The following is a 14520-nucleotide window of genomic DNA, read 5'->3' on the forward strand; positions in this document are numbered from 1 at the left end:
GGCTCCAGTTTGCCATAGTGGCAAAATTTGTTGCTGCTTTCGGTGTCTCCGGTTGAGCATTGAATCAGGCCATTGTGAGGCCCGCTTTGCGCCCGAAAACCCGGGAATAACACGCAGAGCAGGGCTCGCAACACAGCGAACAGGAGGCAAAAATGGAACAACAGTACGACGTCGTCATTGTGGGAGGTGGCGCAGCTGGGTTAAGTGCCGCCGTCACGCTGGGTAGGGCGTTGCGGTCCGTGCTGGTCATCGACGCAGGGGAGCCACGGAACGCCCCTGCCGCTGGCGTGCACGGCTTCCTTTCCCGGGACGGGCTCAGCCCCAAGGAACTCCTGGCACTCGGTCGGGCTCAAGTTTTGCACTACGGCGGCCACATCGTTTCGGGCGTGGCTGTGGCGGCGCGTTCGACGCCGGATCCCGCCAACGTTTCCGAGCCCGCCTTTGAGGTGGACCTGGCTGATGGTCGGACTGTCGGGGCGCGTCGGATACTGGTGGCCACGGGCCTGACCGACATCCTTCCCGACGTGCAGGGCCTCCGGGAGCGCTGGGGCAGGGACGTCCTGCACTGCCCGTACTGCCATGGTTGGGAAGTGCGGAACACAGCAATCGGCATCCTTGGTTCCACACCGATGGCCCTGCACCAGACTCTGTTGTTCCGGCAGTGGAGCCCCAATATCACGCTGTTCCTGAACGACATCGTTGAACCGACTGAAGAGCAGTGGGAACAATTGGCGGCCCGATCCATCAGGGTGGTCGAAGGCAAGGTTCAGTCATTGGACGTCACTGACGATGCCCTGAGCGGCGTCGTCCTGGAATCCGGCTCGGTGATACCAGTTGAGGCGGTGGTGGCTGGTCCGCGGATGGAAGCGCGTTCCAGGGTGCTCGAATCACTCGGCATTGAGCCGGTGGAACACCCCCAGGGAGTCGGACTTCATTTTGAAGCGGCTGCGCCTGGAGGAGCCACGTCAGTGCCGGGCGTTTGGGTCGCCGGCAACGTTACGGACCTCACTGGGCAGGTAGTGGCTGCTGCGGCAGCAGGAAACATGTCCGGTGCAGTCATCAACGCGGATCTCATGATGGCTGAAACCCGGCTGGCGGTAGCGACGGCGGCCACCCGCACTGAAGGCCTTGTTTCACCGTGAGTTGCAATAATTAGCAGTCGACTTACGGTCCATGTGCGAGGACGATTAAAGAACAGCCACTAAGGAGGTTGGGTATGTGCTACTCGTACTATGAGGGCTATGAGAGGCGCTCGAAGAAGGACTCCGTGCGCACGCCCGAGATGCACAAGCCTGAGACGAGCAAGGATCAGGCACCTGAGGCCCCTGCTGAGAAGAGCCCGCAGACAGAAGGAACGTTGTGGACTTTCCTGGCCCGTCGTCGCAGGGAATTTGAGGTTTCAGAACCGAAGATCGACCGCATCCGCGAAAAGGTCTAGGCATCGGTCTGGGCTAAGAACCCCATACAACGGACAATTCACCACCGCTCGCGGCGGTGAATTGTCCGTTAAGCGGGGTTTCCTGCTGCCTGCTTCGGGACGTCCAGGAATTCGAGGGCGGCGGTAACCAGTGCTTCCGTGCCAAGGGTCAGTGTTGGCTGGATGATCGGGGCAAAGAAGGGCGAATGGTTCGATGGAACGTCCTCCGGCAGGCGACCCGTCGTCGCCCAATCTTGAAAGTGGGTGGCCCCGATCCCGCCCAAGAACCAAAAAACCAAGGGCGCGCCGGCCGCCGTCGCGAGTTGCCCTACGTCTTCACTGCCTGAGACGGGGCCCGGGTCTATGATCCTTGCCGCCCCAAACCTATCGGAGAATGCTGAAGACACCCTTCCCGCGGCCGATTCATCATTGACGGTTAACGGGAAGCGCTCCTCATAGTGGAAGTCGGGTTCCTTGAGGGAGCCTGAGGCGGCAGCCTCACTTCGAACGATGCGCTCGATCGAGTTCAGGACTTTCTCCCGGGTGGGCTCGCTGAAGGATCGGATGCTGAGGCCAAGGGTTGCGGTCTCGGGAATGATGTTGTTCTTGGTTCCCGAATGGATTTGCCCAACCGTAACTACTGCGGAATCGCTGGCGGCGAGTTCGCGGGACACCACTCCCTGCAGGCGCATGATGGTTGCCGCGGCCATGAGCACTGGATCAATGGTGGTTTCGGGCCGGGAGCCGTGGCCGCCGCGCCCATGCAAAGTCACGTTGAGGGAATCCGCTGACGCCATGGCCACACCGGGACGGATGCCGAACCATCCGGCAGGAAAGGGCGCCACGTGCTGGCCGAGGACCACGTCCGGCTTGGGGACCAGGTCAAAGAGCCCATCCGCGACCATTGCCTGGGCACCGCCACCCCATTCTTCGGCTGGCTGGAAGACGGCGATCAGGGTGCCCTGCCACTCCTGCCGCTTTGCGGCCAACTCTTCCACTGCTCCGAGCAGGCAGGTGACATGTACGTCGTGCCCGCACGCATGCATGACCGGCACCTCACGGCCTTCATGATCGACGCCGACTGCCGTACTTGCGTAGTCCAATCCGGTGGCTTCTTTGACGGGCAACGCGTCCATATCGGCACGAAGCATGACCACAGGTCCGGGGCCATTGTCCAGGACTCCTGCAACCCCGGTTTTCCCCACGCTTCGGTGAACCAACAATCCCAAGTCCTCAAGGTGTCCGCTGATGATCCCGGCGGTTCTGACCTCTTGGAAGGAAAGCTCCGGGTTGGCGTGGAGGTCACGGTAGAGGGCTTCAAGGTCCATGCTCATGGGAATTTTCCTTAACAGGTAGACGCCGCAGGGTCTGGCCAGTGTACCGAGGTCACCAGAGGGCAAACTTGATGCATGGAATCTTCACAAGAGTTCACAACCCAACGCTCGACGGTCGAGGATTGGACCAAGGCTCTGGCGGAGTCCACTGGATCACCTGGTGGAGGCGCAGGGACCGGCGTGATGCTCGCTATTGCAGCATCCCTGACGTCAATGGTTGCCGGCTATACGGAGGCCCCCGATGATCGGCTGGCCGAGCTGCACGCCCGTGCCCGATCCCTCCGCGAGACCGCCCTTAAGTTGGCCGACGACGATGCGGCGGCGTCGAAGGCTTTCGGCGCGGCCTTCCGGCTTGATCCGGGCGCGGAGCGCGAGGATGCAATCCACCGTGCATCCGTCGATGCAGCCAAGGCGTCCGCGGTCCTTGGAGACCATGCCATCGACGCGATTGAGGACCTGGGATGGCTGGCTGCCAACGGGAATCCGGCGCTCATTGCTGACGTGGTGGTTGGCTTCGGAGCCCTCAGGGCGGCCATCGCAGGAGCCCGCACCAACGTGAGCTTTGATCTCGGATCGCTCAGATCCGCAGGCGCATCACTGGACGAGATCAAGGAACAGCATCCTGAATTGTGGGCAACGGTAGGGCGGCTCAGCGATGCCCTGGACCGGATCGACCAGCTGGTGGCGGACGTAGATGCCAAGGCTGCACCTACGGACGGCCACTGATTCCCGCGGTGCTTACTGCGCCTTGGGAACCCGGCGGAGCACGACGGCGGCAAGCACTGCCGCGCCAGCCATCAATACCAGCCCAATCGCCGCAGTGATGTGGACGCCGGATTCGAACGCTACCCGGGCGGCGGCTGTCAGGGCATCCGATAGCGGAGCGGGTAGCGCCGCAGCAGCATCCACTGCGCCCGCCAGGGTTTCTCCCGATTTACCGGCTGCCTGCGTGGACAACCCCTCCGGGATGACGAGGTTGTGCTGGTAGGACGCAGTGAGGATAGAGCCCAGCACGGCCGTTCCCAGGAGCGAACCCAGCTCGTAGCCGGTTTCGGAGATCGCGGACGCCGCTCCGGATTTGTCGGCCGGCATCGAGCCGAGGATGAGGTCGTTGGAAATGGTTTCCGCTGCGCCTACGCCAACGGCGAGGACAGTCAAAGCTGACAACAGGAACACAGGTCCACTGCCGTGGTCACCTACAGCGACCACCAAATAGCCCGCCGCGCTGAGGGTAAGTCCGCCGGCGACCACGAATCCTGGCCGGACGCGCTTTACCAGCGGGACCACTACCAGGCCGGCGATGACCGTTGCCAGGAGCGCCGGAATCATTGCGATGCCTGCTTCCATGGGGGACTGGCCCTCAACAAGTTGCAGGTGCTGGGCGAAGAAGTAGATGAAGCCCGTCATGGAAAACAAGGACAGGACGTTGGCCACTATCGCTGTGCTGAACACCTTGTTCTTGAACAAAGAGACGTCCAGCATGGGGCTCTGGATCCGCCGCTGGCGACGGACAAACAGAATTCCCATCACCAGGCCGAAGACCATGAAGGCCGCTGCCGACGCCCCGAATCCGTGAACAGCGAATTCCTTGATGCCGTACACGAACGGAGCCATGGTGATCACGGACAGCGCGATGCTGGGCACGTCCACACGGCCAGGGTTGGCGTCCTTGGATTCGGGAATGAGGACCCTGCCGAAGGCGAGGAGGGGCAGGAGGAGGAAGGCCGCCACGAGGAAGACGGCACCCCACCAGAAGTGTTCCACCAGCCAGCCGCCAAAGATCGGGCCAAGGGCTGCGCCACCCGAGAATCCGGCAGCCCAGACGGCAATTGCGAGCCGCCGACGGTTCGGATCAGCAAAGATGTTCCGGATCAAGGACAGCGTTGAAGGCATCAACATGGCGCCGAATACGCCCAGTGCGGCGCGGCCCGCAATCAGCCATTCCGCGGAAGGCGCGAATGCTGTAGCAGCCGAAACCGCGGCGAAGCCCGTGCTGCCGATCAGCAGCAGCCGCCGTCGTCCGATCCTGTCGCCGAGGTTGCCCATGGAAACCAGCAGCGCCGCCAACACGAGCGGGTAGGCGTCAATGACCCATAGGAGCTGCACGCCACCCACATCCAAGGAGCGGGCAATTGCCGGCAGGGCGAACGTGAGCGCGGTGTTATCGACGGCCACCAGCAGCACCGGGAACATCAGGAGTGCCAGGGCCGTCCAATCGCGCCACGGTGCTGCCTGACCAGTCAAGGTACGAGTGGAGCGGGGCGCTTGGGTTGAGGACGGCGTGAACATAAAGTTTACTGTACCGTCTAGACGGTACAGTTTCAAATTCAGCACCGCCAACCCCGTAGGGAATGATGTAGTCATGCCACGAAAGCCAGTTGCCAGGGATGCAGTCCTTGATGCCTACGAAGCCCTCCTTATCGAAGTGGGGGAGCGGGCTGCCACGCTTGACGCAGTCGCCAAGCGGGCAGGGGTCTCCAAGGGCGGACTGCTTTACCACTTCCCCAACAAGGAATCGCTGATCAGCGCTCTGTTGGAGCGCTTGGATGAGTTGGCCCAGGCAGACATCGAAAAAATGAAGACGGCACCAGATGGCAGCGCTGCTTACTTCATTCGGACCTCACTGTGGGCCGGAACTCCCATGGATCGGGCATTCGTTGCTGCCACGAGACTGGCCGAAGTTGCCCATGAGGAGACCCGCCACAGGTTTGCCGGAATCCAGCAGCAGTGGTTGGACGTCCTGGCCGAGGATGTTGGTCCGGAGGTTGCCAAGGCCGTCAGTTACATGGGCGACGGCCTGTATTTCAACGCCATGTTCGAGGGTGGCCGGGAAGGCGGCAAGGCCGGGCGGGAGGCCGACGTCGAGATCCTGCTGGGCGTCCTGGACCGGCTCCGCAAGTAGCGGGTCATCCATTTGCGGCGACGCCCGCGACGTAGGACAATTGAGCCTTGTGGTGCGCCTTTACTGGGGCACGCAAACAATTGAATATGCCTTTGATCTGCGGCGGGAGAGTCCTGCAAGCAAGTGATGCGGGCGCCGTAGGAGCAAACCCTCCCCAGGAATCTCTCAGGCCCACGCACCGCCGCGGCGAGGCAACTCTGGAAAGTAGCAGGCCTTTTGCCGCGTCCTTTGGCGCGGACGAAATGCTGTGCTCACCGACGGTGCAAGCGATCGTTGTGCAAGCAACACGCGGAAACTCTCAGGTCCAATACAGAGTGGGGAGGAACCCAGCCACTGTGGCGTACCCAAACGCCGCCCAAGTAATGGAGTTCCTTCGTGACGGTTAGTTCAGCCTCCACCACCTTCGTCGATCGGCATATTGGCGCCCGCCGCCAGGCCGACATTGAAACCATGCTCAAGACGGTCGGCTACGACACCGTTGATTCGCTGGTTGATACGGCCGTCCCCAACGACATCCGCCAGGACGTTGCCCTCACCCTTGAAAACGCGCTCAGCGAAGTCGAGGTGCTGGCTGAGCTGCGCAAGCTTGCGTCCAAGAACAAAACTGCCGTCCAGATGATCGGCCAGGGCTACTACGACACCGTCACGCCGCCGGTTATCCGCAGGAACATCCTCGAATCCCCGGCCTGGTACACGGCATACACGCCGTACCAGCCGGAAATCTCGCAGGGCCGCCTCGAAGCCCTGCTGAACTTCCAGACGATGGTCCAGGACCTCGTGGGCCTGCCGATCGCCAACGCCTCCCTGCTGGACGAAGCAACCGCCGTGGCAGAGGCCGTGCTCATGATGCGCCGTGCCAACAAAAACAAGGCAGCCCATGATGGGAAGACCGTCCTCGACGCCGACTGCCTTCCTCAGACCATTGCCATCGTCAAGGGCCGCGCTGAGGCCCTCGGCTTCGAGGTTGAGGTTGCTGACCTTTCGCTCGGTCTCCCGGAGGGCGTCATCAACGGCGTCGTCCTGCAGCAGCCCGGCGTTTCGGGCCGCGTGTTTGATCACTCCGCCGTCATCGCTGAGGCCAAGGAACGCGGTGCACTGGTCACGGTCGCAGCAGACTTGCTCTCCCTGACGCTCATCACCCCTCCGGGCGAGCAAGGTGCGGACATCGCCGTCGGTTCCGCCCAGCGCCTCGGCGTTCCGCTGTTCTTCGGCGGCCCGCACGCCGCGTACATGGCCGTCCAGAAGGGTCTCGAGCGTTCCATGCCCGGCCGTCTGGTGGGCGTTTCCAAGGACGACGCCGGTGTCCCCGCCTACCGCTTGGCGCTGCAGACCCGCGAGCAGCACATCCGCCGCGAGAAGGCCACGTCCAACATTTGTACCGCGCAGGCGTTGCTGGCCATCGTCGCGTCCATGTACGCCGTCTACCACGGCCCGGAAGGCCTGAAGGCAATCGCCGAAACCGCCCACGGTCACGCCCGCACCCTTGCAGCGTCGCTGAAGGCTGCCGGCGTCGAGGTCCTTCACACTTCCTTCTTTGACACCATCACAGTCCGCATCCCCGGCAAAGCGGCTGAGATTGTGGCCGCCGCCGAGGCCAAGGGCATCAACCTGCGCGGCATTGACGTTGATCTGGTGGGCATCTCTGTTGATGAGACCACAACGACGGCGGTTGTCGCCGACGTCGCGGCGGTCTTCGGCGCTTCGGTGCTCGAATCAGCAGAAGATTTCGCGCTGGAATCTTCCGTGGAGCGCTCAAGCGACTTCATGCAGCACCCCGTATTCAACACGCACCGCTCCGAAACCCAGCTCCTGCGCTACATCCGCAAGCTCTCGGACCGTGACCTTGCACTGGATCGCACCATGATTCCGTTGGGTTCCTGCACCATGAAGCTCAACGCAACCGCCGAGATGGAAGCCATTTCGTGGCCGGAGTTCGCCTCGATCCACCCGTTCGCTCCGGATTCCCAGACAGAGGGCTGGCGCGAGCTGATCACCGATCTTGAGTCCCAGCTAACTGAGATCACCGGCTACGATCAGGTCTCCATCCAGCCCAACGCCGGTTCGCAGGGTGAGCTCGCCGGCCTGCTCGCGATCCGTGGTTACCACCTGTCCCGTGGCGACGAGCAGCGAAACGTCTGCCTGATCCCTGCATCTGCGCACGGCACCAACGCTGCTTCCGCAGTGCTCGCCGGCATGAAGGTTGTTGTCGTGGCCACCGCTCCTGACGGCACCATCGATCACGTTGACCTCAAGGCCAAGATCGAAGCCAACCGGGACGCTCTCTCGGCCATCATGATCACCTACCCGTCCACGCACGGTGTATACGACGCCGACGTCCGGGAAGTCTGCGACGCCATCCACGAAGCCGGCGGACAGGTCTACATTGACGGGGCAAACCTCAACGCCCTCGTTGGACTCGCGCAGCCGGGCAAATTCGGCGGCGACGTCTCGCACCTGAACCTGCACAAGACGTTCTGCATCCCGCACGGCGGTGGCGGACCGGGTGTTGGCCCGGTTGCGGCCAAGGCCCACCTGGCACCTTTCATGCCCGGTGACGCTGCTTCCTGGACCGAAGGCAACGACGTCCCGATCTCGGCCTCCCGTTTCGGTTCGGCCGGTGTGCTCCCAATTTCCTGGGCTTACGTGAAGCTCATGGGCGGCCAGGGGCTCACGGAAGCCACCAAGTCCGCGCTGCTGGCGGCGAACTACATCGCTTCCCGCCTCAACGAGCACTTCCCCGTGCTCTACACCGGGGAAGGCGGACTCGTCGCCCACGAATGCATCCTGGACCTCCGTGAACTGACTGCCCGCACAGGCGTTACAGCTGAGGACGTTGCGAAGCGCCTGATCGACTTCGGCTTCCACGCTCCCACCCTCGCGTTCCCTGTCGCCGGAACCCTCATGGTGGAGCCCACAGAGTCCGAGGACCTCGTGGAGATCGACCGCTTCATCGAAGCCATGATCACCATCCGTGCCGAAATCGAGCAGGTTGCCACAGGCGATTTCACTGTTGAGAACTCCCCGCTGCGCAAGGCACCCCACACGGCTGCCGCCGTCGTAAGTTCTGACTGGGACCGCGCATACCCGCGTGAGCAGGCCGCGTTCCCCGTCCACCACCTCAAGCAGGACAAGTACTTCCCGCCCGTTGGCCGCATCGACGGCGCAGCAGGAGACCGCAACCTGGTCTGCTCTTGCCCGCCGATCGAAGACTTCGAAAACTAAAGGACGCCCTGCAAATGAACGAGAACTACACCGCTCTCTACGAAGAGCACAAGAAACTGGGCGCGTCCTTCACCGACTTCGGTGGCTGGCAGATGCCCCTTAAGTATTCGTCCGAGTTGGCCGAGCACCACGCAGTCCGCAAGTCCGCTGGCTTGTTCGACCTCTCGCACATGGGCGAAGTCTGGGTCACCGGACCTGACGCTGCAAAGTTCCTGGACTATGCGCTGGTAGGCAAGATTTCCGCCATGGCCGAAGGCAAAGCCAAGTACTCGCTGATCTGCCAGGAAGACGGCGGCATCATCGACGACCTCATCACCTACCGTCGCCCCTCTCCCGAAGAAGGCCAGGACAAGTTCCTGGTGGTCCCCAACGCGGGCAACGCTGCGGTTGTGGCGGCGGCACTGCTGGAGCGCGCGGCTGGTTTTGACGTGGTTGTGGAGGACGCCTCTTCCGAGACGTCGCTCATCGCCGTCCAGGGTCCGCGCGCGGAAGCAATTCTCCTGCGCCTTGTGCCCGCAGAGCAGCACGCCCTGGTCACCGAACTGAAGTACTACGCCGCTGTTGAGGTGCCGTTCACGTTCGACGGCGGCACTCAGGACCTGCTGCTCGCCCGCACCGGCTACACCGGTGAAGACGGCTTCGAGATCTTTGTGTCCAACGACTCCGCTGCTGCCTTGTGGCAGGCCATCGCCGACGCCGCTGAAGAAGGCGAGCTCGTCCCCGCAGGCCTGGCTTCCCGCGACTCCCTGCGCTTGGAAGCCGGCATGCCGCTCTACGGCAACGAACTGTCCCGCGAAGGCAACCCGTTCGCCGCAGGGCTCGGTCCCGTCGTCGCACTTTCCAAGGAAGGCGACTTCGTCGGCAAGGACGCACTCGCTGCCCTCAAAGCAGCCGGCGCCGGCTCCACCAGTGGCCGTAAGCTCGTGGGCCTCAAGGGCCTGGGCCGCCGTGCTGGTCGCGGCCACTACCCGGTCCTCAAAGACGGCGCAGTGGTAGGCGAAGTCACCTCCGGCCAGCCCAGCCCGACGCTTGGCTACCCGGTAGCGTTGGCCTACGTCGACGTCGAACACGCCGAAATCGGAACTGCGTTGGACATTGACCTGCGGGGCAAGAGCGAGCCGTTCGAAGTTGTCGCATTGCCGTTCTACAAGCGCCAGAAGTAAGCGGGGGTTGTCCCGACGGGTCGCCTTTTGGCCCGTCGGGGCCGGCGACCTCTGCATGCTCGGTCGCATGGGCGCCCGCTGAGCGGACGCGATGCTCTCTTAGACGCATGCTGCCGGTCACCGGACCCGAAGGGGCTGCGCACATCACCAGGACGCGCGGCCACTCTGGCGCCCCTCGAACCGCTGAATGCTGGGGGAGTGGCAACCTGCCGAAGGTGATCCGGTTGGTCACCTTGCCCGCAGGACTTGGCTCCGTTCGACTTGGCGGCACGCCGCAAGGCTGGCTCCGCGCTATGGTTCGGATCCAAATATGTTATGGGTTCTCGCCAGGGAAGGCGGGCCGACGGCGGGGGGAGCGGGTTCCGGGAGCGGGCGTCCAAGGGAGCGGCACGTCCGCCCAGCGGGCGTCCTCGCGACCGAGCCCGCGGAGGAACCCGGTTCCACGCCCCCAACGACGCCAAGACTGCCGCACACGCAGTACAAAGATTTTGCCAACCAAAGAATAGGAAAACAGAATGCCCAAAGTAGCGCCCGAACTTCAGTACTCCGACGAGCACGAGTGGGTTTCCCGCGGGGAGGGGAACCTGGTATCCGTCGGGATTTCCGAGGTTGCCACCGACGCGCTGGGTGACATCGTGTACGTTGACCTGCCCGAGGTTGGCTCCGCCGTGACTGCTGGCGAGACCTGTGGCGAGGTTGAGTCCACAAAGAGCGTTTCGGACCTGTACTCGCCGGTCACTGGTGAGGTCACCGAGATCAACGACGCCGTCGTGGGCGATCCCGCCCTGATCAACAACGACCCCTATGGTGCTGGTTGGTTGTTCAAGGTCGCCGCTGAGTCCGAGGGCCCGCTGCTCTCGGCCGAGGAGTACGCCTCCAAGAATGGCGGAGATCTGTCCTAACTGCTCTGACCCACGCGTCCTTGGTCGGGTGGGCCCGTTGGGGCCGCCATCCTTTGCGGCCTCGGTCGCTCAGGCGCCCGCTGGGCGGACGCGAAGCTCCCTTAGACGGCCGCTGCCGGACGCCGGTTCCAAAGGGGCCAGCGGTCAGGTGCCGTTTCGTGCGGACGCGATGCTCCCTTGGACGGCCGCTGCCGGACGCCGGTCCCATGGGGCCGGTTTCTGGGCGGGCGGTGAGGGGTTGGGATGCTCCCTTGGACGGCCGCTGCCGGATGCCGGTTCCAAAGGGGCCGGTTTCTGGGCGGGCGGTGAGGGGTTGCCTTGCCCGTTTCGGGGGTACGCTGCCGGAGATGCCGTGCGCACGGCATGTTTGGCAGCGGAGCCCCGAAATGGCCGCTGGAGCCCGCGGAGGGCGTCGACCCCATGGGCCCACACAGCGCCCACTGTGGCGTAGCGTGGGATTGTAGGAACTAAATAATTCGCGACGCCGGGTTGCCGCCAAAAGGGGCCGCCCGGCGTCGTTGTTCGGTCGCTTCCGCCACGAGCGGGGGAGACCATCCGCCAGGACCATCTGGCGGACCGTTTCAAACTGTATTAAGGAATCCCGACCATGGCTGTTGGTGTTTTCGATTTGTTCACTGTGGGTATTGGCCCGTCGAGTTCCCATACTGTGGGGCCGATGCGGGCTGCCGCGGTGTTTGCCGGTGAGCTGCGTGAGTCCGGCCTGCTGGACCAGGTGGCCTCTTTGCGGGTTGATTTGTATGGCTCCTTGGCTGCGACCGGCAGGGGGCACGGGACCATGACGGCCACGCTGCTGGGCTTGGAGGGATATCACCCCGAGCTGATCCTGCCCGATGAGGTGGAGGAGCGGCTCGCGTCGATCGCTGAGACGGGTGTGCTGAATCTGGCGGGAGCCGGTGAAGCGGGTGCCGGGGTTCAGTTGCCATATGCCGTGGAGGACATGATCCTGCATCCGTTGACGGTGTTGCCGCGGCATACGAATGGGATGAAGTTCGCCGTGGCTGATGCCGGGGGCAACATCCTGCGGGAGGCGACGTTTTTCTCGGTCGGGGGCGGGTTCATTGTCCGCGAGGGTGAGGAGGACGCGGCCCGGGCCGAGTTGGAGGAGACGAAGGCGGAGTTGCCGCTCCCGTTCCGGACGGCTGCTGAGTTGATGGGCCGCTGCTCGTCCAAGGGCCTGGGGATCAGCGACATCATGTTCATCAACGAACGCGCGTCCCGGAGTGAGGAGGAGATCCGGGAGGGTTTGCTTCATATCTGGCATGTGATGGAGGCGTGTGTTGAGACGTCGTTGAAGCGTGAGGGTGTGTTGCCCGGGGGGTTGAGGGTCCGCCGTCGTGCTCCTGACTGGCTGGAGCGGTTGTTGAAGGAAGACAAGGACCGCAACGATCCGAAGTATTGGCAGGAGTGGGTGAACCTGATCGCGTTGGCGGTCAATGAGGAGAACGCCACGGGCGGGCGGGTGGTCACGGCCCCGACGAACGGTGCGGCGGGGATCATTCCGGCGGTGTTGTATTACGCGTTGAATTATGCCCCGGGCATGGATCAGGCCAGCCAAAAGGACAGGGACGATGTGGTGGTGAAGTTCCTGCTCGCCGCGGGTGCGGTGGGTGTGTTGTATAAGGAGCAGGCGTCCATTTCGGGGGCTGAGGTGGGGTGCCAGGGTGAGGTGGGGTCGGCGTCGTCGATGGCTGCTGCCGGGTTGGCTGAGGTGATGGGTGGTACGCCGGGGCAGGTGGAGAACGCGGCGGAGATCGCGATGGAGCACAACCTGGGGTTGACGTGTGATCCGATCGGGGGGTTGGTGCAGATTCCGTGTATTGAGCGGAACGCGATTGCTGCGGCGAAGGCGATCAACGCGGCGAAGATGGCGTTGTGGGGCGATGGGACGCACCGGGTGTCGCTGGATGAGGTGATCGTGACGATGCGCGAGACGGGCAAGGACATGTCCTCCAAGTACAAGGAAACAGCGATGGGCGGCCTGGCCGTGAACGTCGTCGAATGCTGAGTCTGTTTACTGTCGGTGCCTAGTGCCATCATGTATCCATGAGCGGGGGATACGACAGGGATTTTTTGCGGGCACGCCTTGAACTGCCCAGTCCGTCGGCAACGACGATTCTTCTGGACTACACGCATTTCTCCGTGCGCTTCCGGGTTGCCCGGAAGCTCGCGGCGATCGTGGGGGTCAACATCAGTGGCCGTGAGCTGAGCCCGCTGGCCCGCGAGGGAACCTGGCATTTCGATAGCAGGATCCCTAAAGAACAGCAGGCCGGCCCGGACGTCTACAAGAACAACGCGTTCGATCGTGGGCACTTGGTCCGTCGCCTGGATCCCGTGTGGGGCGATCCGGCCACGGCTAAAACGGCGAATCAGGAGACCTTCGTCTTTACCAATGCCGCACCGCAGGTGGACGACTTCAACCAAGGCAAGGAACTGTGGGTGGGGCTCGAGGACCACGTGCTGGGTCACGCGGATGCGTATGACGCCAAGCTCTCCGTGTTCACCGGGCCAGTACTTCTCGACGACGACCTCCCGTACAGGGGCGTACAGGTTCCGCGGAAGTTCTGGAAAATCGCCGTATGGACCAACGACGCCAAGCTCGGCGCCGCGGGCTTTGTACTGGATCAATCGCCGTTACTGGGCAAAGTTGAACTGAAAAAGGCGATCGACCAGCGGCTCCTTGAAGGTGAGCCACCCCCGCTGGGGCCGTACCGGACTTTCCAGGTCCCTATCGCGCAGATCGCAGACCTGACCGGACTGAGCCTCAGTAGGCTCGCCAACGCGGACCGTCTGGTGAAGGGCCAGCGCGAACTCGGGAGGGAACCGAAAGCCATCAAGTTGGAGAGCGCTGAGCAGATCCGGCTGTAAGGGACGCCCGCTGGACGGGGACATGGCTCCCCTTTAATACGTGTCGTGGCCGGGAGTTTCGTGACGCCCAAAGATGACTGTTTCTGATAAATCCTTAAATATTTCAGCTTTAATTGTCAGAATCATCATACTGATTGACGTTCAGTCCTCAGCTCTGTATTTTCGGTTTTGCTGGGGGGGCGCCATTGTGGAACGATTCGACAATGAACGGGTCACCAGAAATTCACTACTAGAGAGATGACTGGTGACATGAGGAAAATTGCCAAATTTCTGGCCGCATCGGCCGTAGTAATTCCCGTTTCAATCGGTGTGGGTGCGGGCTCGGCAAATGCCTGGGCTGATCAGACCTGCGCCAACGGTAAGGTCTGTTTGTTCCAGAGTTCAGTGTGGAATGGAACGAAGTACTCTAACAACTACGCGGCAACTTACGTCGGTGACGCTGCTAATGATCCGACATCAAACATTGTGGGATACACCACTAATCCTGCCTACAGGTACGTCATGTTCTATGAGCACCTGAACTTCGGCGGCAACTCCTTCTATATGAAGGAAGGGCAAGCAATCAGCTATCTGGCCGATATTGCCTACCCCGGTGGCGGCAACTGGGACAATCGCATCTCAAGTCACGACGAAGCCTACTGATTCCGCCAAACGCAGGATACAGCTATCGCACCGCATAGAAGAGTTGAGGGAG

General features: G+C 62.6%; 12 protein-coding genes and 1 riboswitch. Of the genes, 10 read left to right on the forward strand and 2 right to left on the reverse strand.

Going from position 1 to position 14520, the window contains the following annotated elements; genetic code table 11:
* The first annotated feature begins 152 nt into the window (after nucleotides 1-152).
* Both AC1DCM_RS09175 and AC1DCM_RS09180 read left to right on the forward strand, forming a co-directional pair.
* Nucleotides 153-1142, forward strand: coding sequence for an NAD(P)/FAD-dependent oxidoreductase (locus tag AC1DCM_RS09175; RefSeq protein WP_477518050.1), 990 nt, complete (start codon nucleotides 153-155; stop codon nucleotides 1140-1142).
* A gap of 74 nt (nucleotides 1143-1216) precedes the next feature.
* A complete protein-coding gene (locus AC1DCM_RS09180; protein ID WP_477516632.1) occupies nucleotides 1217-1438 on the forward strand; it encodes a hypothetical protein in 222 nt (73 codons plus the stop codon).
* A gap of 68 nt (nucleotides 1439-1506) precedes the next feature.
* Here the strand turns inward: AC1DCM_RS09180 and AC1DCM_RS09185 are convergent, their stop codons facing one another.
* Nucleotides 1507-2751 (reverse strand): amidohydrolase, encoded by a 1245-nt coding sequence (locus AC1DCM_RS09185; RefSeq protein WP_477518051.1) that lies wholly within the window; start codon nucleotides 2749-2751, stop codon nucleotides 1507-1509.
* Between the two features lie 75 nt (nucleotides 2752-2826).
* On the opposite strand from AC1DCM_RS09185, the gene AC1DCM_RS09190 reads away from it, so the two are divergent.
* Nucleotides 2827-3477, forward strand: coding sequence for a cyclodeaminase/cyclohydrolase family protein (locus AC1DCM_RS09190; protein ID WP_477518052.1), 651 nt, complete (start codon nucleotides 2827-2829; stop codon nucleotides 3475-3477).
* Nucleotides 3478-3489: 12 nt separating this feature from the next.
* On the opposite strand, the gene AC1DCM_RS09195 is transcribed toward AC1DCM_RS09190, so the two are convergent.
* Complete coding sequence (locus AC1DCM_RS09195) at nucleotides 3490-5040, reverse strand: MFS transporter (RefSeq protein WP_477518053.1); 1551 nt, start codon at nucleotides 5038-5040, stop codon at nucleotides 3490-3492.
* A 73-nt stretch (nucleotides 5041-5113) separates the two neighbouring features.
* On the opposite strand from AC1DCM_RS09195, the gene AC1DCM_RS09200 reads away from it, so the two are divergent.
* The 7 genes from AC1DCM_RS09200 (at nucleotide 5114) to AC1DCM_RS09230 (ending at nucleotide 14468) form a co-directional block, all read left to right on the forward strand.
* A complete protein-coding gene (locus AC1DCM_RS09200) occupies nucleotides 5114-5653 on the forward strand; it encodes a TetR/AcrR family transcriptional regulator (RefSeq protein WP_442006961.1) in 540 nt (179 codons plus the stop codon).
* A 93-nt stretch (nucleotides 5654-5746) separates the two neighbouring features.
* A riboswitch (glycine riboswitch) is annotated at nucleotides 5747-5844 on the forward strand.
* Nucleotides 5845-6028: 184 nt separating this feature from the next.
* Nucleotides 6029-8875 carry an aminomethyl-transferring glycine dehydrogenase gene (gene gcvP, locus AC1DCM_RS09205; RefSeq protein WP_477518054.1) on the forward strand — a complete coding sequence of 949 codons (2847 nt, stop codon included), beginning with the start codon at nucleotides 6029-6031 and terminating at the stop codon, nucleotides 8873-8875.
* A 14-nt stretch (nucleotides 8876-8889) separates the two neighbouring features.
* Entirely contained in the window at nucleotides 8890-10038 is a 1149-nt protein-coding gene (gcvT, locus tag AC1DCM_RS09210) for a glycine cleavage system aminomethyltransferase GcvT (protein ID WP_477518055.1), read from the forward strand.
* 515 nt (nucleotides 10039-10553) lie between these two features.
* Nucleotides 10554-10940 (forward strand): glycine cleavage system protein GcvH, encoded by a 387-nt coding sequence (gene gcvH / locus AC1DCM_RS09215; RefSeq protein ID WP_477518056.1) that lies wholly within the window; start codon nucleotides 10554-10556, stop codon nucleotides 10938-10940.
* 607 nt (nucleotides 10941-11547) lie between these two features.
* Nucleotides 11548-12966, forward strand: a complete 1419-nt coding sequence (locus AC1DCM_RS09220) for an L-serine ammonia-lyase (RefSeq protein ID WP_477518057.1) — start codon at nucleotides 11548-11550, stop codon at nucleotides 12964-12966.
* A 38-nt stretch (nucleotides 12967-13004) separates the two neighbouring features.
* Nucleotides 13005-13826: a DNA/RNA non-specific endonuclease gene (locus AC1DCM_RS09225; RefSeq protein ID WP_477518058.1), complete on the forward strand. Its 822-nt coding sequence runs from the start codon at nucleotides 13005-13007 to the stop codon at nucleotides 13824-13826.
* A gap of 249 nt (nucleotides 13827-14075) precedes the next feature.
* Complete coding sequence (locus AC1DCM_RS09230) at nucleotides 14076-14468, forward strand: hypothetical protein (RefSeq protein WP_477518059.1); 393 nt, start codon at nucleotides 14076-14078, stop codon at nucleotides 14466-14468.
* Nucleotides 14469-14520: the final 52 nt, after the last annotated feature.

This window comes from Paenarthrobacter sp. 10N417, from assembly GCF_056394745.1.

Excerpts from the sequence above, each read along its gene's own strand:
- AC1DCM_RS09175 (WP_477518050.1), top strand. The coding sequence starts at position 153 with ATGGAACAACAGTACGACGTCGTCATTGTGGGAGGTGGCGCAGCTGGG.
- AC1DCM_RS09180 (WP_477516632.1), top strand. The coding sequence starts at position 1,217 with ATGTGCTACTCGTACTATGAGGGCTATGAGAGGCGCTCGAAGAAGGAC.
- AC1DCM_RS09185 (WP_477518051.1), bottom strand. The coding sequence starts at position 2,751 with ATGAGCATGGACCTTGAAGCCCTCTACCGTGACCTCCACGCCAACCCG.
- AC1DCM_RS09190 (WP_477518052.1), top strand. The coding sequence starts at position 2,827 with ATGGAATCTTCACAAGAGTTCACAACCCAACGCTCGACGGTCGAGGAT.
- AC1DCM_RS09195 (WP_477518053.1), bottom strand. The coding sequence starts at position 5,040 with ATGTTCACGCCGTCCTCAACCCAAGCGCCCCGCTCCACTCGTACCTTG.
- AC1DCM_RS09200 (WP_442006961.1), top strand. The coding sequence starts at position 5,114 with ATGCCACGAAAGCCAGTTGCCAGGGATGCAGTCCTTGATGCCTACGAA.
- gcvT (WP_477518055.1), top strand. The coding sequence starts at position 8,890 with ATGAACGAGAACTACACCGCTCTCTACGAAGAGCACAAGAAACTGGGC.
- gcvH (WP_477518056.1), top strand. The coding sequence starts at position 10,554 with ATGCCCAAAGTAGCGCCCGAACTTCAGTACTCCGACGAGCACGAGTGG.
- AC1DCM_RS09220 (WP_477518057.1), top strand. The coding sequence starts at position 11,548 with ATGGCTGTTGGTGTTTTCGATTTGTTCACTGTGGGTATTGGCCCGTCG.
- AC1DCM_RS09225 (WP_477518058.1), top strand. The coding sequence starts at position 13,005 with ATGAGCGGGGGATACGACAGGGATTTTTTGCGGGCACGCCTTGAACTG.
- AC1DCM_RS09230 (WP_477518059.1), top strand. The coding sequence starts at position 14,076 with ATGAGGAAAATTGCCAAATTTCTGGCCGCATCGGCCGTAGTAATTCCC.